At 44.7% G+C, this 16,819-nt stretch carries 20 protein-coding genes; 16 read left to right on the top strand and 4 right to left on the bottom strand.

Features of this window, described 5'->3' with window-relative positions; translation table 11 throughout:
• Positions 1–4 precede the first annotated feature (4 nt).
• Positions 5–874, top strand: coding sequence for a cation diffusion facilitator family transporter (locus G343_RS0109300; RefSeq protein ID WP_425413872.1), 870 nt, complete (start codon positions 5–7; stop codon positions 872–874).
• Between the two features lies 1 nt (position 875).
• On the opposite strand, the gene G343_RS0109295 is transcribed toward G343_RS0109300, so the two are convergent.
• Entirely contained in the window at positions 876–1,229 is a 354-nt protein-coding gene (locus tag G343_RS0109295; protein ID WP_020007868.1) for a DUF488 domain-containing protein, read from the bottom strand.
• Between the two features lie 232 nt (positions 1,230–1,461).
• Here G343_RS0109295 and G343_RS0109290 point away from each other — a divergent pair, with 232 nt between their 5' ends.
• Together G343_RS0109290 and aroD are read left to right on the top strand one after the other, a co-directional pair.
• Positions 1,462–2,676, top strand: a complete 1,215-nt coding sequence (locus G343_RS0109290; protein WP_020007867.1) for a NupC/NupG family nucleoside CNT transporter — start codon at positions 1,462–1,464, stop codon at positions 2,674–2,676.
• Positions 2,677–2,813: 137 nt separating this feature from the next.
• Complete coding sequence (aroD, locus tag G343_RS0109285; protein WP_020007866.1) at positions 2,814–3,563, top strand: type I 3-dehydroquinate dehydratase; 750 nt, start codon at positions 2,814–2,816, stop codon at positions 3,561–3,563.
• Positions 3,564–3,653: 90 nt separating this feature from the next.
• On the opposite strand, the gene G343_RS0109280 is transcribed toward aroD, so the two are convergent.
• Complete coding sequence (locus G343_RS0109280; protein WP_026366345.1) at positions 3,654–3,971, bottom strand: thioredoxin family protein; 318 nt, start codon at positions 3,969–3,971, stop codon at positions 3,654–3,656.
• A 159-nt stretch (positions 3,972–4,130) separates the two neighbouring features.
• Here G343_RS0109280 and G343_RS0109275 point away from each other — a divergent pair, with 159 nt between their 5' ends.
• The 10 genes from G343_RS0109275 to sufB all read left to right on the top strand — a co-directional run bounded on the left by G343_RS0109275 (position 4,131) and on the right by sufB (position 11,562).
• On the top strand, positions 4,131–4,487 hold the full coding sequence (locus G343_RS0109275; protein WP_020007864.1) for a Spx/MgsR family RNA polymerase-binding regulatory protein: 357 nt from the start codon (positions 4,131–4,133) through the stop codon (positions 4,485–4,487).
• 68 nt (positions 4,488–4,555) lie between these two features.
• A complete protein-coding gene (gene gcvH, locus G343_RS0109270) occupies positions 4,556–4,936 on the top strand; it encodes a glycine cleavage system protein GcvH (RefSeq protein ID WP_020007863.1) in 381 nt (126 codons plus the stop codon).
• 65 nt (positions 4,937–5,001) lie between these two features.
• The gene (locus tag G343_RS0109265) at positions 5,002–5,412 is read left to right on the top strand and encodes a toprim domain-containing protein (RefSeq protein WP_020007862.1); all 411 of its coding nucleotides are present in this window, start codon (positions 5,002–5,004) and stop codon (positions 5,410–5,412) included.
• Positions 5,363–5,683, top strand: a complete 321-nt coding sequence (locus tag G343_RS15015; RefSeq protein ID WP_083931379.1) for a thioredoxin family protein — start codon at positions 5,363–5,365, stop codon at positions 5,681–5,683. The genes G343_RS0109265 and G343_RS15015 overlap by 50 nt, the downstream gene beginning before the upstream one ends.
• 126 nt (positions 5,684–5,809) lie before the next feature.
• A complete protein-coding gene (locus G343_RS0109255; protein ID WP_020007860.1) occupies positions 5,810–6,145 on the top strand; it encodes a DUF4870 domain-containing protein in 336 nt (111 codons plus the stop codon).
• 214 nt (positions 6,146–6,359) lie between these two features.
• Positions 6,360–7,139 (top strand): Fe-S cluster assembly ATPase SufC, encoded by a 780-nt coding sequence (gene sufC / locus G343_RS0109250; RefSeq protein ID WP_020007859.1) that lies wholly within the window; start codon positions 6,360–6,362, stop codon positions 7,137–7,139.
• Between the two features lie 15 nt (positions 7,140–7,154).
• Positions 7,155–8,471: a Fe-S cluster assembly protein SufD gene (gene sufD / locus G343_RS0109245; protein WP_020007858.1), complete on the top strand. Its 1,317-nt coding sequence runs from the start codon at positions 7,155–7,157 to the stop codon at positions 8,469–8,471.
• 21 nt (positions 8,472–8,492) lie between these two features.
• Positions 8,493–9,713 carry a cysteine desulfurase gene (locus G343_RS0109240; RefSeq protein WP_020007857.1) on the top strand — a complete coding sequence of 407 codons (1,221 nt, stop codon included), beginning with the start codon at positions 8,493–8,495 and terminating at the stop codon, positions 9,711–9,713.
• Entirely contained in the window at positions 9,703–10,143 is a 441-nt protein-coding gene (gene sufU, locus G343_RS0109235; protein WP_020007856.1) for a Fe-S cluster assembly sulfur transfer protein SufU, read from the top strand. The genes G343_RS0109240 and sufU overlap by 11 nt, the downstream gene beginning before the upstream one ends.
• 21 nt (positions 10,144–10,164) lie before the next feature.
• Positions 10,165–11,562, top strand: a complete 1,398-nt coding sequence (gene sufB, locus G343_RS0109230; RefSeq protein ID WP_020007855.1) for a Fe-S cluster assembly protein SufB — start codon at positions 10,165–10,167, stop codon at positions 11,560–11,562.
• Positions 11,563–11,731: 169 nt separating this feature from the next.
• On the opposite strand, the gene cyoE is transcribed toward sufB, so the two are convergent.
• Positions 11,732–12,673 carry a heme o synthase gene (gene cyoE / locus G343_RS0109225; protein ID WP_020007854.1) on the bottom strand — a complete coding sequence of 314 codons (942 nt, stop codon included), beginning with the start codon at positions 12,671–12,673 and terminating at the stop codon, positions 11,732–11,734.
• Between the two features lie 330 nt (positions 12,674–13,003).
• On the opposite strand from cyoE, the gene G343_RS0109220 reads away from it, so the two are divergent.
• Both G343_RS0109220 and G343_RS0109215 read left to right on the top strand, forming a co-directional pair.
• Positions 13,004–13,783: a VLRF1 family aeRF1-type release factor gene (locus tag G343_RS0109220; protein ID WP_020007853.1), complete on the top strand. Its 780-nt coding sequence runs from the start codon at positions 13,004–13,006 to the stop codon at positions 13,781–13,783.
• Between the two features lie 138 nt (positions 13,784–13,921).
• Positions 13,922–15,220 carry a D-serine ammonia-lyase gene (locus tag G343_RS0109215; protein WP_020007852.1) on the top strand — a complete coding sequence of 433 codons (1,299 nt, stop codon included), beginning with the start codon at positions 13,922–13,924 and terminating at the stop codon, positions 15,218–15,220.
• A 45-nt stretch (positions 15,221–15,265) separates the two neighbouring features.
• On the opposite strand, the gene G343_RS0109210 is transcribed toward G343_RS0109215, so the two are convergent.
• Complete coding sequence (locus tag G343_RS0109210) at positions 15,266–15,799, bottom strand: M15 family metallopeptidase (protein ID WP_020007851.1); 534 nt, start codon at positions 15,797–15,799, stop codon at positions 15,266–15,268.
• A 356-nt stretch (positions 15,800–16,155) separates the two neighbouring features.
• On the opposite strand from G343_RS0109210, the gene G343_RS0109205 reads away from it, so the two are divergent.
• Positions 16,156–16,809 (top strand): helix-turn-helix transcriptional regulator, encoded by a 654-nt coding sequence (locus G343_RS0109205; protein ID WP_020007850.1) that lies wholly within the window; start codon positions 16,156–16,158, stop codon positions 16,807–16,809.
• Positions 16,810–16,819: the final 10 nt, after the last annotated feature.

The following is a 16,819-nucleotide window of genomic DNA, read 5'->3' as shown; positions in this document are numbered from 1 at the left end:
AGGTATATTTATGGATGGTAAACTGAAACTGGCTCAAAGAGGGGCTTACTTAAGTATATTCGCATATATCTTTCTGTCTGCTGCAAAATTGTTTACCGGACTGCAGTATAGTTCTGCAGCACTGCGGGCGGACGCGTTCAATAACATGACGGACATACTGGTTTCTGTTGCTGTTTTGATCGGCTTGAAACTCTCATTGAAACCGGCGGACAGGAACCATCCGTATGGTCATATGAAATCAGAGAATATTTCTACATTACTTGTGTCTTTCATCATCATGTTCGTCGGTCTGCAGGTAGTCTCTGACGGTATACAGAAGTTGACAGGCGGCGCATTTACAGCACCCAGTCCGGTGACGATATGGGTGAGTTTGATCAGCGGGTTCATTATGCTGGCGGTCTATATCTACAATCGCCGCCTTTCCAGAATTACACGGAGCAGCTCTTTGAAGTCAGCGGCGGCAGATAATTTATCAGACGGACTGGTCAGCTTCGGCACAGGCTTCGGGCTGATATTTACACAGATCGGTTTCCCGGTCGTCGATCCGATACTTGCGATTCTCCTCGGGGCGCTCATCACTTACACAGGTTTTAATATATGCAAGCAGGCGGTATTTACCCTGAGTGACGGATTTCATGAAGAAGACCTGGAATTCTATTACCAGGATGTCATGAAAGTTGAAGGGGTCAAAGGTGTTTCTTCGGTCAAGGGCCGGTATCACGGCAACAGTGTGTTCCTTGATATCACCATATACGTGGATAAGCACATCACCTTGGATGAAGCACATGAAATCTGCGATCAGGTAGAAAAATCACTCAGTGAAGAAGATGTCTACTCTGCCTATGTCCACCCGGAACCTTATGAGGAAGTATAAATCAGAGGGGCTGCAGTGCCCCGATATACGCTTTTATGGCTGCAGCTTGATTATACGCCTCATCTTTGGCGCTGTATAATAATGTGACATTATGACCGTCGCTGTCCGCCTTGATTTCTTTGAGCAGATCCCTGTGCGCATCCAGTTCTTGAAAATAGCTTTTTTTGAATGTTTCCCACTTTTTTGGGTCATGATTGAACCATTTGCGCAATTCACTCGAGGGTGCAAGCGCTTTATACCATTCATCATGGGCGAGCGCCGACTTCTTAATTCCCCGCGGCCATACGCCGTCTACAAGATATCTTTTGCCATCCTGTTTCGAGACATCTTCATATACTCTTTTTATTTTCAGCATTTTATTCACCCCCGGTTATTATATGCCCGATCATACAAAAGCCAAACAATGTTTTAAAGGTCTGATAAAAAATAACAGCATTTGACAAAAATGAGTACTTTACTATAATAGGATTGAATAATAAAGAAAGCGATACCATTTGTAATTCAATGAATAATGGGCATGGAACCCAATGTTGAACTATGGTTTTATAGAGAAAGAATAATAAACGGGTATGGGAGCGTGGACATCAATGGAATTATTGGGAAATATTGCTTGGGGCCTTGTGGCGATGGTTGTTTTGATGGGATTGGCGTACCTGCTTTCGGTCGACAGGAAAAATATCAACTTTCGGACCGTCTTAGGCGCTTTGGCCATCCAGCTGGCGGTAGGCATCCTGTTTTTGGGCTGGGGCGTAGGTGAAGAAGTCCTTTCGTTACTCAGTCAGTTTGTGACTGGTGTGCTGGGTGCTGCAGATGCCGGCATTGAATTTGTGTTCGGTGAACAGTTAATGCAGTACGATGGTGCTTTCTTCATTCAAGTTTTATCTGTTATCGTATTCTTCGCGGCGCTGATGAGCATACTCTTTTACATCGGCTTTATGCCCTGGATCATAAAGGTTCTGGGCGGTTTCATTTCAAAGGTTCTGGGAACGAGTAAAGTTGAATCGATTGCGGCAACGGCCAATATTTTCGTGGGCATCACTGAGTCACCATTGACGATTAAACCTTATTTGAGCAACATGACACGGTCGGAATTCTTTACGGTCATGACCGTTGGTCTCGGCACCGTGGCCGGCTCGATTCTCGGGGGGCTGGTCGCCATGGGTGCGCGGGTCGACTTTCTGATCGTTGCAAGTTTCATGGCTGCGCCGGCAGGCCTTGTAATGTCAAAGATCGTCGTCCCGGAAACAGAACACGACAAGACGACGGATGATGTCGAATTGGAACGGGATAAGGATACAAAGAATGTGATCGATGCTGCAGCAAAGGGGACGACGGACGGTTTGTCGCTGGCTTTGAATGTTGGGGCCATGGTGCTGGCATTTGTCTCCCTCGTAGCGCTCATCGATGTCGGCCTGGGGGTCTTCAGCGGTTTGACCGTCGCAGATATAATGGGCTTTGTATTTGCGCCGCTGGCCTTTTTAATCGGCATCCCCTGGGAAAATGCCATGGTGGTCGGACAGATGATCGCGGAGAAAACGATTATCAACGAATTCGTCGGCTTTGGCACACTCATTGAAGCCATCGATTCCGGAGAGATCACGGATCCCAGAACGATTGCCATTGCAACGTTCGCCCTCTGCGGTTTCGCCAATATCGGCACGATTGCGATCATGATCGGCGGTCTTGGCGCACTGGCGCCGGAGCGCCGGCAGGAAATTGCCCAATTCGGACCGCGTGCACTGGTTGCAGCCATCCTGGGCAATCTGATGAATGGCGCCATTGCAGGCATGCTGATATTATAATATTTAATAATACTAATTATTTCACACGTCCATCCCGGACGTGTGTTTTTTTAGCGGGTGAAATATTTGAATCATCGATTGAAATTTCTGTTGAAATTCTATAATGTATATTAATAAAAAGATAGAGGAGGCGCTGCATGAAAATTAAAAATGTAAACTTGGGGCAAGGGCAGCCGAAAGTGGTCATATCATTTGCCGGACAATCATTTGGAGCCATAACATCTGAAATCAGAGAAGCGAAAAATAAGCATGATAAATTTGATATTGTAGAAATCCGCAGCGACTCTTTCGATGCATTGAATCATGAGGATCACTTCAACCTGGTGGATCATATCGTTGAGGAGATGCATATGTATCCGATCATCTACACATACCGTACGAATTCAGAAGGCGGTAAAGGTACGAAAACGGCAGCAGAATACCGCTCTCTCGTCAGTGAAGTGATAGAAAAATGCAATATCGATATTGTGGATATTGAGTTTTTCATGTACGAAGATATCGTTGATCAGCTCATTGGGAAAGCAAAAGACAGAGGCGTCGCAGTTATATTAAGCCGGCATGATTTTCAGTCGGCCCCGCACTTTGATGAAATGATGGCGACATACAAAGATATGTACACGCGCGGCGGGGATATCTTAAAAATCGCCTATAAACCTGAAAATGGGCGGGATGTACTGAGTGTGCTGAGCGCGGTCTATGATGCCAGACAGCAATTCGACTGCCAGGTGGTGGGCATTGCCATGGGAGAAGCCGGCAAAATAACAAGAGTTGCCGGCGGTGTATTCGGCTCATGCCTGACCTATGGACACCTTGTCAATCAAGCCGCCCCGGGCCAGATTCATGCAGAGACACTTAAAGAACATTTGAAGATATTTGATGACGATTAGTTTTTGTATCATGTGTTTATTCGAAAAAAATAGCACCTGCTCCATGACTGAAGCGGGTGCTAAGCGTTTATATCAAGTAATTTCGCGGATTCAGACGTTTTCCCTGAGGAATGCCGTGACGGATTCCGGTGTTTTGGCATCTGCTGAATGCAGGTGGGCAAGTTTTTCACCGTTTTGGAATACGAGCAGACTCGGTATGCCCATCACTTCATTTTCATCTGCAGCTTCCGGGACATCGTCGCGGTTCAGCTCGTACCAGTTTATATGTTTGTATTCTTCCAGGATTGGATCGATGAACATGTTCATGCGGGTACAGTCGGGACACCATCCTGCGAAGAATTTAACGATGACTTTATCATCGTTCTGGATCTTTTCTTTATACTCGCCATACTGGTTAATTGGTTCCATTGCCATATGAAAACTCCTCTCCCTTCTATAAGAATCAACGATATTCTACCATCTTTACAGTGCGATATAAAATTAACCGCTTGGTGGAGTTTACAGTATTTGCAATACCATACACATTAAAGGTATATTAAATGTAACATGCAATATGGAGGATATCTGATGATCACATTTTATGAATACTCGAGGTGCACGACATGCCGTAAGGCACGGAAGTTTCTTGATGATAACGGTGCCGAATTTGAAAGACACGATATGGTCCGGCAGCCGCCGGAACCTTCTGTTCTGAGAAAGATCATTTCACAATCTGATCAACCGGTCGATGATTTCTTTAATAAGCGCGGTAAAAAGTTCCGGGATCTGGACTTGAAAAACCGGCTGGAGACCATGGATGATGAGGAAAAGATTGAATTGCTGTCCAGTGACGGCCTGCTGATTAAGCGCCCGCTTGCCTGGGACGGTGAAAACGTTATACTCGGCTTTGAGGAAAGTGATTATGAAGAAGCTTTTCTGGATTAGATTTATCTTGCCTAAATGGTACAAACTGTGAGATTATAGAGATGCATAAGATAAAGGAGGTTATGATCGTGTCAGTACCCAAAGATTTGAAATACTCAGAGGATCACGAGTGGGTCAGAGTTGAGGATGGAAAAGTCACAATCGGTATCACAGAATTCGCTCAATCTGAGCTTGGCGATATTGTATTTGTGGAACTTCCGTCAGAAGGCGATGAGATTGAGACAGGCGAGACTTTCGGCAGTGTAGAATCCGTTAAAACAGTATCTGAACTCTATGCACCACTCAATGGTACTGTAGTGGAAGTAAACGAGGAACTTGAAGACAGTCCAGAGCTTGTCAATGAATCCCCGTTTGAAAAAGCATGGATGGTTGTTGTAGAACTATCTGATGAATCACAACTCGATAACCTGATGGATGCAGCTGCTTATGAAGAAATGGTGGATGCATAATTAACTGACTCTGGACAATTGTCTGGAGTTTTTTTAAAAACAAATATATCCCAAGGGTGATGTAAATGTATTTTTCCGATAAAGTGCTCATTGTTGAAGGTAAAACAGATAAGCGTAGAATCGAAGAAGTATTGATTGAACCCGTACAGATTATTTGCACATATGGGACTATGGGCGTCTCAAAATTGGATGAGATTCTGGACCAGCTGAACGGTTCCGATATTTATATTTTATCCGATGCTGATAAAGAGGGGCGGAAGATCAGAAAATGGTTCAAGAAACATCTGAGTGAAAGCACACACATTTATATCGATCCGAAATTTGGGGAAGTCGGCCGCTGCCCAAGAGATTATCTGGCAAATCTGCTCATGAGACATGGTTTCTATGTCGATACTAGCTTAATAATGAAAGGTAAGTTTGGTGAAAATGAAAGAAGAAATAAGTTCGCTGGATATTACCAGTCATATTCAGTCTGAAGATAAATTTATACTGTTCTGTTATGCGCCGATGTGCATGAATTGCACGGTTGGAGAACGCATGCTGAACATTGTGTCCGAGATGAAGGATTTTTCTTATACGTCAATAGACTTGAATTATCATAAAGATCTGATAGAAAGCTATGAAATCAGATCGACACCGGCCCTCCTGCTTTTTAAATCAGGAGAACTGGCTGATGAAATATATGCATTTCATGATGTGACTTATCTGTCGGAGGTATTCGATGAGTTCCTGTCGACGGATGAGTGATGAAGTGCTCCTGCATTGGATTTCAACAACTGAATGACATTAATTAATATGAAAATAGGAGTTATTGTTGTATCATGAAAGGGTAATAGTATAACAAAGCAGATTTTAATGTCTGGAGGTTACGAAATGGATGAGAAAAATATCAAAGGTTTTGACAAATCGCTGGTAATGGTTTCGTACATCATTTCTGCTTTTACAGTTGTCATTGGCCCTTTGCTTATCTGGGTGCTCAAGAAAGATGATAACACTGCGACTGCTGAAGCATTGAGACACGTCGCCAATTTCGGCTTGTCCTACACAATTTATATGTTTATCGCCTGGTTGACTTCAGCGATTCTCATTGGATTTGTCATCGGTCCGATCATCACGGCTGCATTCTATATCTTCCTTATCATTGGTGCGGTCAAAGCCAACAATGGTGAAGTATACAAGGCACCGTTTACTTTGGATATCATCAAATAGCCCATTTTCATTTACCCTATGCTGTTATCAGTCGTAGGGTTTATTTTTATTTTAATTACGTGGATAAAGCGGTTCGAAAGGTTTAAAGTGTACCGCTTTTCATGTATAATATAGACGTAATTGGACCGCTATACTAAACTTTGACTATTGTTTATAATTATTATAAACTGGTGTAGTAGAAATTTATCCAAAAATCTCAGTTGGAGGGTTATAAATGGCTTCTGTTTTAGAAATTAAAGAGCTACATGTCGAAATAGACGGCAAAGAAATTTTAAAGGGTGTAAACCTTACGATCAAGCAGGGTGAAATACACGCAGTAATGGGACCGAATGGTACCGGTAAGTCTACACTTGCCCAGGCAATCATGGGTCATCCGAGATACGAAGTGACGCAAGGTGAGGTTTACCTTGACGGGGAAGATGTACTGGAAATGGAAGTGGACGAGCGTGCACAGGCCGGCCTTTTCCTCGGCATGCAGTATCCGTCTGAAATCTCAGGCGTGACAAACTCGGATTTCCTGCGTTCTTCCATCAACGCCCAGCGTGAAGAGGGCGATGAAATCAACCTTATGCAGTTCATCAAGCAGCTGGATAAGAGCATGGAAGAGCTTGAAATGGATACGGACATGTCAACACGGTACCTCAATGAAGGCTTTTCCGGCGGTGAGAAAAAACGTAACGAGATCCTCCAGCTTATGATGCTTGAACCTGCATTCGGTATCCTTGATGAAATTGACTCCGGCCTTGACATCGACGCATTGAAAGTTGTTGCCAAGGGCATCAATCATTTGCGCGGCGATGACTTCGGTGCATTGATCATCACTCACTATCAGCGCCTGCTCAACTACATCACACCTGATAACGTACACGTGATGATGCAGGGCAGAATCGTCAAATCCGGCGATAAGGAATTAGCTGAACGCCTGGAAGCGGAAGGTTATGACTGGATCAAGGAAGAACTTGGTATCGAAGACGAAACAATTGGCGCAGAATAAGACAGGAGGATGACAATGGCTACTGATTTAAATGAATTTGTAATCAATCGTGATGAAATTATCTCGGCTGCCAAAGCGCGCGGAGAGTCTGATCTGATGATCAGAAAAAAAGAAGCGGCATTGGATAAGATCGACAGTCTGGAAATGCCGAAACCGGATAAGACTAAAATCACCAGATGGGATTTCTTCTCCGTTTCCAATCCTGTGACTGAAGGCACAATCTACGACAGCCTGGATGACCTGCCTGATTCAGTTCAGGAACTGCTCGATAGAGAACAAACCAGAAACATTTACGTTCAGCATAATAATACGCCTGCTTTCCTGAGAGTTTCCGAGGAGCTTAAGGATAAGGGGGTAATCATAGAAAGTATTGCAGAGGCAAGTGAAAACCATCCGGAGCTTGTCGAAAAGTACTTCATGACTGAAGGCGTCAAAATGGATGAGCACAAGCTTACCGCTTATCACGCGGCAATGCTTAACGGCGGAATCTTCGTCTATGTTCCTAAAAACGTCAAGATTGAAGATCCTGTGCAGATGGTACTGCTGCATGATGATGAGAAAGCTTCGTTGTTCAATCACGTACTGATTGTTGCGGATGAAGGTTCCGAGCTGACATACGTAGAGAACTATCTGTCCAGTGTCGAGGAATCCAGTGAACAGATCAACATCATTTCCGAAGTGATTGCTAAAGACAATGCCAAGGTGACTTACGGTGCTGTTGACTTCCTTGCTGAAGGGTTCACCGGCTATGTGAGCCACCGCGGTGTGGCCGGCAGAGATGCCACTGTGGACTGGGCCTTAGGTTTGATGAACGATTCCAACGCCATCTACGACAACACAACCTACCTGATGGGCGACAATTCCTCCAGCAACCTGAAAACAGTTGTCGTCGGCCGCGGATCCCAGACGCAGAACTTTACAACTGAAATTGTACAGTACGGTCAGGATACGGTCGGACACATACTGAAACATGGTGTGATGAGAGATGCAGCAACGGGTATTTTCAACGGCATCGGGCATATCAAGGATGGCGGAACCCGCAGTGATGCCCAGCAGGAATCCCGTGTCCTCATGCTGAGTGAAAAGGCGCGCGGAGATGCCAACCCGATTCTCCTCATTGATGAAGATGATGTCACAGCAGGTCACGCAGCATCCGTCGGCCGTGTCGATCCGATTCAGATGTTCTATCTGATGAGTCGCGGCATCTCCAGAAAAGAAGCTGAAAGACTTGTGATACACGGTTTCCTGGCACCGGTTGTAAAAGCTCTTCCGGTTGAATCTGTGAAGAACCAGCTCAGGGATATCATTGAACTGAAGGTTCTTGCAAAATAAGTATAGAAGGGGTTTTCCCGCATGAATGCAATTGATATCAGAAGTGACTTTCCAATCCTGAACCAGAAGGTAAACGGGAAGGACCTCATATATTTTGATACTTCCGCAACAAGCCAGACCCCCTCACCAGTCATCGAAGCGATGGATGAATACTATAAAGAGTATAACTCCAACGTACACCGCGGCGTGCACACGCTCAGCACAAAAGCAACGGACAGTTATGAAAAAACACGCATGAAAGTGAAGAACTTCATCAATGCACAGTATTTTGAGGAAGTTGTTTTCACGCGGGGCACCACTGCAGCAATTAATCTTGTTGCAAGAAGCTTTGGTGACATGATTGTGGAAGCAGGTGATGAGATTGTTGTCACAGAAATGGAACACCATGCAAACATCGTTCCATGGCAGCAGCTCGCCAAGCGCAAAGGTGCGAATCTCGTGTTTGTACCGATGGAAGAAGACGGCACAATCACGAGAGAAAGTATAGAATCCGTCGTTGGTGAGCGGACTAAAATCGTTGCGATCACCCATGTATCAAATGTTTTAGGTACGATAAATGACATCAAAGAGATTGCAGAAATCGCGCACAGCAATGACGCATACATCTCAGTTGACGGTGCACAGGCAGTGCCGCATATGCGTGTCGATGTTCAGGATCTGGATGTTGATTTCTACGCGTTCAGCGGACATAAAATGCTTGGCCCCACCGGTATTGGTGTGCTCTATGGTAAAAGCGAATTACTTGAAAGAATGGAGCCGATTGAATACGGTGGAGATATGATAGACTTCGTGGATTTGAGAGATGCAACATGGACGGATGTCCCTGTGAAATTTGAAGCAGGCACGCCGATGATTGCGGAAACAGTCGGTCTCTCAGCTGCTATAGATTACATCGAAGAGATAGGTCCGGAAAACATTTTGGACTTTGAGCAGGAGCTGGTAAACTACGCATATGACCGCATGAACGAGGTTGAAGGCATCGAGATATACGGACCGAGAAGCCGTGCAGGACTCATCACATTCAACATGGAGGATGTCCATCCGCATGATCTGGCGACAGTACTCGATACCGAAGGCATAGCAGTTCGTGCCGGGCATCACTGTGCGCAGCCGCTGATGAAATGGCTGGACGTTTCATCGACGGCCCGGGCAAGTTTTTACGTATACAACAACAAAGAAGAAATAGACAGCTTCATAGAGAGTCTTAAGCGTACGAAGGAGTTTTTCTCTTATGAATTTTAACAATCTTGACCAGCTCTACCGTTCAGTGATTATGGACCATTATAAAAACCCAAGAAACAAAGGGGTTATTGAAGATGGTACACTGACTGTAGACATGAACAACCCAACATGCGGCGACCGCATCCGGCTGACTTTGGATGTAGCGGATGGGATCGTTGAAGATGTTAAATTCGAAGGAGAAGGCTGCTCGATCTCAATGGCAAGCGCTTCTATGATGACAGAAGCGATTACTGGAGAGAAAGTTGACAAAGCCCTCTCCATGGGTGATGAGTTTAGTAAGATGATGCTGGGGGAAGATCATGATATCACCGACGATATGGGTGATATCGAAGCGCTGGCCGGTGTGAGTCAGTTCCCTGCCCGGATCAAGTGTGCAACCCTTTCATGGAAAGCACTTGAAAAAGGCTTTAAAGAAGCCGGCAGCAAATAATATAAAAGGAGTGACTGTATTATGGTTAAAAACGCACCAGAAATCGGCGATTACAAATACGGTTTCCACGATGAAGACGTATCGATTTTCCGTTCTGACAGAGGTCTGACCGAAGATATAGTACGTGAAATTTCCAAGATGAAAGAAGAGCCGCAGTGGATGCTGGATTTCCGTCTGAAATCATTGGAGCATTTCTATAAAATGCCGACACCTATGTGGGGCGGCGATTTGTCAGAACTGGATTTTGACGAGATCACCTATTACGTTAAACCTTCAGAAGCCACTGAACGTTCATGGGACGAAGTGCCTGAAGAAATCAAAAATACCTTTGACAAGCTTGGTATTCCTGAAGCAGAGCAGAAATACCTTTCAGGTGTTTCCGCACAGTATGAATCAGAAGTGGTTTATCACAACATGGAAGAGGACCTTGAAGAGAAAGGTGTTATCTTCAAGGACACAGACTCAGCACTGCGTGAAAACGAAGAACTGTTCAGAGAAAACTGGGCGACAGTCGTTCCGCCGACTGACAACAAGTTCGCTGCGCTCAACTCTGCAGTATGGTCCGGCGGATCATTCATCTATTGCCCGCCCGGTGTTAAACTGGATACACCGCTTCAGGCGTATTTCCGCATTAACTCCGAGAACATGGGTCAGTTCGAACGTACACTCATCATCTGTGATGAAGGCTCCAGTGTCCATTATGTCGAAGGTTGTACAGCACCTGTTTATACAACCAACTCCCTGCATTCAGCAGTCGTTGAGATTGTAGTTAAAAAAGACGCTTATTGCCGTTACACTACAATCCAAAACTGGGCAAACAACGTTTACAACCTTGTAACTAAACGTACATTCGTAGATGCAAATGGCACAATGGAATGGGTAGACGGTAACCTTGGTTCCAAGATTACGATGAAGTATCCTTCCATATTCCTCAAAGGTGAAGGTGCACGCGGAATGACATTGTCCATCGCTCTTGCAGGTAATGGACAGCTTCAGGATGCCGGTGCGAAAATGATTCACCTTGCACCGAATACTTCATCTACGATCGTATCGAAATCCATCGCTAAAAATGGCGGTAAAGTCTCCTATCGCGGTCAGGTTCACTTCGGCAGAAAAGCGACTAATGCACGTTCAAACATTGAATGTGATACGCTCATCATGGATAAAGAATCGACTTCAGATACGATCCCTTACAATGAGATTCTGAACGATAACATCTCACTTGAACACGAGGCGAAAGTATCCAAAGTTTCTGAAGAACAGCTCTTCTATCTCATGAGCCGTGGAATCGGCGAAGAAGAAGCGACAGAAATGATCGTCATGGGCTTCATCGAGCCATTCACGAAAGAGCTGCCAATGGAATATGCAGTTGAGATGAACCGTCTCATCTCCTTTGAAATGGAAGGTTCCATCGGTTAAGTAATTATTTCAACCCCTGATCACACTAAACACGTGTGATCAGGGGTTTTTTAATAGTGGACAATGATGATTCCAAAATTAATAAAGAGGGTGTACCGCAAGCATGTTAACACGCTTGCGGTACACCCTGTGTGTTTCTGCTGGCATTCACTGATTTGTGACTTACGGATCAGACCATAATCGGTGAAGTCAGTATAATCATCGCAAATGACAGCAGAACTAAGTAGATCAGTGAGTAGCGAAGATTCATCTGCGCCCATTTTTTCACGTCTTTTGCCCGCAGTCCATATATTGCCAGGATTACCCACCCGAGGGTAAGCACAAAGGCGAAGATAAAGAAAATTCCGCCCATGGCATTGACCAGCATGAAAGGGAAGGGCAGCAGTGCGAGAACATAAATCATGCTTTGCCTGATAGTGGTATTGATGCCGGCAATAACCGGAAGCATCGGTATACCAGCACGTTTGTAATCTTCCAGTCGTTTTATCGCAATTGCCAGCGTATGCGGCACCTGCCAGATGAACAGTATGAGAAACATGACGAGGGGGACGATATGATTGACGGGGGCGATTACCGCCCAGCCGATCAGCGGTGTAAATGCACCTGAAACACTGCCTATGATCGTATTCCAAGTATATCTGCGTTTCGACCACACCGTGTAAAGCACGACATAGATGAACCAGCCCAGGAATGAGCAGAGCGCTGCTTCAAGCGTTGTGAACAGCATCATGCCCAAACCAATAATTGAAGTAATGATACCCGTCCAAAGAACGGTGTTCAGAGAAAAAGCGCCGGTGACTGTCGGTCTGTTCTGAGTACGGTCCATCTTCCTGTCCAGATCGACTTCATACCAGTTATTAAGGATCAGCGCCCCGGAAATGACAACTGTACTGCCGATCATCGTCAACAGGAAAAGCCCCCAGTGATCCGTAAAATTCTCCCCGTTAAAGTAAAGCGCCAGCCAGTAAGCGGTAAACACAGGGAGGACATTGGCTATGAGCACCTTGCCTTTTAAAAGGGATCTGATATTGCTGATCAGTCCAGAAAATTTGGCGGCGCCTCCCCCGGTTGTTTTATGTTCAGAATGAGACAGCAGCTCTCCGTTTTGCACAAATATCGCCTCTTTTATACTGCATTGATGTAACAGAATTCAAAATTACAAAAGTTTTTACTATGTATTTAATGATACTGAGATTTTATAATGTCTGTTTTCAGCAGGATAAATCACTTCAGACAAACACCTATACTAAATTATATAGAGGACGAAAGTAATTTTCAATTGCGCCTCAATGAAATCTTTGTGACTGTACACTGCAAAAATCGGGATTTGGCATGTTTCCATAGACTGTACAAGGGTAAAACAAGACAGAAGATACTTTTTAGATTTGAATCGAATTGTATGATACTTGCAAATATTGCTTGACGAGGAGGAAGTACGAAAATGAGTCTAGCTAAAGAGATTGAAAACATCAAAGCCAAAACAGATGACACTGGTGTAGTAACGATTTATCTGAACACGGATGTGGGGGCTGCGACCCAGTCCAGTGATAAATGGAGAATTCAGCTGAAGAACGGGTTGAACGATCTGGATGATCGTGCTAAGAATTTTGAATACAAAAAAATGAAAGAGCTGCTCAAAGAAATAGAGTCCCGCATTGACGATCTGCAGAAAGATCTGCAGAGAAGTCTGATTCTGATCGCTTCAGCAGACGGTGAGTTATGGGAAGAGAGAATATTGCAGGTGCCGGTAACGACTTCGTTCCATCTGGAAAACACGGCGAATACCAGAGAGCTTGAACGATTGGAACAGAATTATCCGGAAGAAGCGATCATCGTCGTGCAGAAAACGGATATCAAATTCCTGGACGTGGCACTCGGCGCTATCCGGGAGGAGATAAACTACACCTGGGACGTGGACAGTGAAGATTGGGAAGACTTGCATAATCAATCACCGCCGTCCGCCACGGATACAACTAAGAATAAAGCGGAGAAGCGCTTTGAGGAAAACAAATACCGCTGGTATAAAGATCTGGTGCCGCGCCTCTCCAAAGAAATTAAGAACCGCAATCTGACAGGCGCATATCTCATCGGGGAAAAGGGTTCTGTTTCTGAACTGGAAGCAAATATGAGTGATTCACACCTCAAAGGTGTCATTAACAAGAACTTGGGGTCAAAACCTTCAGATGAAATCCTGACTGAAGTATACGAAGCAAAAGTATAATAGAAAAGGAATCAACTCATCACACCGGTGCTGCTCAGCATTGGTGTGATTTTACATTATATCCAGGCCGCTGGTATTATCCATTTTATCCACGTTTGGTAAAATAAAGGTAAGAATATTGGGAGAGGACGGATCCATATGATCGCAGGCAGATCTCTGGCTCAATGGAAATCTGATTTTCCATTGATTGATGACTTGAGCAGGTATAAAGAAGTCAATTGGCAAAATGAGAGAATAATGAATACGGCTGATGCCCTGGAAGACCTGGAGCTGACAAAAGCGGATGTACACGATGCTGAGGCGCGTTTGAAACGGTTCGAGCCGTATATTGAAACGGTCTTTCCTGAAACGGCCGCAAGTGCTGGAGAGATAGAATCTCCGCTGACTGAAATGGCAGAGATGAAAAGTGCGCTTAAGGAACTATACGGGACTCCGATTGATGGGGAACTGTACGTGAAGGCGGATAATCAGCTTGCAATTTCGGGTTCGATTAAAGCGCGCGGCGGTATTTATGAGGTTCTGAATCATGCTGAAAAACTAGCGCTTGAAGCGGGGATGATCACCGAAGATGATAACTATAAAAAGTTTGACAGCAAGGCATTTAAAGCATATTTTTCACAGTTTTCCGTCGTCTGCGGTTCGACGGGCAACCTCGGTTTGAGCATCGGTATCATGAGCACGGTCCTCGGTTTTAATGTGACCATCCATATGTCGAGTGACGCAAGACAGTGGAAGAAGGATATGCTCCGGTCTAAAGGGGCCGATGTGGTAGAACATAGCGAAGATTACAGCAAAGCAGTGGCGGAAGGGCGTAATGGCAGCCTGAGGGACCCGAAAAGCCATTTTGTGGATGACGAGAATTCCAAAACGCTGTTTTTAGGCTATGCCGTTGCCGCCTTCCGATTAAAAAGACAGCTTGAAGCTTCCGGTATCACTGTGGATGAAACACACCCATTGAATGTGTATCTGCCGTGCGGTGTCGGTGGCGGGCCGGGCGGTATCGCTTTCGGTCTTAAGGTTGTTTTTGGAGATGATGTGAACTGCTATTTTGCCGAACCGACCCATGCGCCATGTATGTTTCTGGGTATGATGACTGATTATCATGACGCATTATCAGTCGGTGACTTTGGTATTGATAACAAAACAGCGGCCGACGGGCTGGCCGTCGGCAGAGCATCGGGCTTTGTCGGCAGACTGCTGCGGGAAATGATATCAGGCGCCTATACAGTCAGCGACGAAACACTGTTTAAACTGCTGGCATTAATATACGACAGGGAAAATATTAAACTGGAGCCGTCTGCACTGGCTGGCCTCCCGGGGCCGTTATTGACGGAAAACAAAAAAGGTACTCATATTGCCTGGAGTACAGGCGGAGATATGGTGCCCGATGAAGTATGGCAGGAGTATTATGACATCGGGAAAAAGATGATGACATAAAAATCCCCCCAATCAGTATGTAGCGTGTCTGATTGGGGGATTATATTAATTTGCGGACTGCAAGTCATCTAAACTGTGGCCAAAATCCATTTGCAGGTGCGGATAGTCTTTGAAATATTTCCAGTCTCCGCCCCATGTGAATCCAAGGTTTTTACCGATCTGTGCCACTTCAAACCAGTCGGATTTACTGTTGCCGTTACCGTCGTATTCAGTGTCCCAGATCACTTGTCCATTATCCAGTTCCAGTGCATAATCAACTGCTAAACCATAGTTATGATAAGATTCTCCGCCTTCAGCATTCGTGACGATGAGGCCGGGGTCCGTTCTGCCCTGTGCGTACAGCTCATCCTGTTCACTAAAAGAACGATAGTCATCAGTGATGCGTACAACGATGCCTTTATCTGCAGCTCTCTGTACCAGTTCTGCTGCCTGTTTGGCTACGTACGGCTGAAGTCCTTTCTCTTCTAAAGCGTCCTGTGAATAATCGTTCGCGGCTGCAGTGTGACTGCCTGTAAATATCAATGCTGTAAAAACTGCCAAACCTAAAAATGCTGCTGAAAATTTCCTGAGTTGGTTCATAAACGATTAATCGACTCCTTTTTAATTGTGATAAAATTGTTACACGAACACAATAACATTGGGAGTATCTTAAATATATAGAATATTACATAGGAAAAGGAAATTTAATTTATTTGTAATGAAATATTAATAATTTAATAGAATTTTCATACATATTTATCGATTGATCCGGGATGGTCTGCGCCTGTGGCTTGTTTGACTCCAAACAGACCGGGTAATGTCATGTATCTCACGTGAGAATACTTACGTGAGTTGATTTTCAATCAATAAATATAAAATATTATATAATCTTTTATATTTATATAAATAATTATATAATGGAATTGAGAATTATAATAAGAGGCCGGTGATCTCAAATGTCTGATACCAGGAAAATTTTAAGCAGCTACATTCCTCTGGCGAAAACGATTGCCGAGATGTTTGGCGAAGCGTGCGAAGTGGTCATTCATGATCTGACGACACCGCGGTCGTCTGTTATTTTCATGATAAACAACCATGTGACCGGCAGAGAAGCGGAGCACTCATACGATCATTTATTCAAGGAAGTTTTGACGGCAGACAGTTTTGAGGGCGAATATCTGGCGGGGTATGAAATCATCACTGATGACCACCGTTCGATCAAATCTTCTGCAACACTGATACGCGACGCTCAGCAGCAGGTGATCGGTGCTTTCTGCATCAACTATGACCTCAGTGTAATGAATCAGATGCATGAAATGTTAAATTCAATGATTCCGCAGCACGCCCGTAAAGAACCCTCGGAAACCAAACAGGGAAACGTTCAAAATGTTGAGGAAATAGCGGATCAGCTCATTACACAGATTGTCGGAGATAAAGCGCATCTGCTCCATAACAGGCAGGAAAAAATAAGGATGATCCAGTTCATGGATGATAAAGGGGTGTTTTTAATGAAAGGGGCGGTGGAGAAGGTCGCCGCCGCGCTCGGTATTTCCAAAGTCACAGTCTACAGTTATCTGGATGAAGTGAAAAAACATACTCACGAATATTGAGGGAGGACCA

This window comes from Salinicoccus albus DSM 19776 (genome assembly GCF_000385175.1).
Taxonomy (GTDB): Bacteria; Bacillota; Bacilli; order Staphylococcales; family Salinicoccaceae; genus Salinicoccus; species Salinicoccus albus.
Note: the sequence above shows the minus strand (reverse complement) of the source record. Positions and strands in the feature narration are given on the sequence as shown.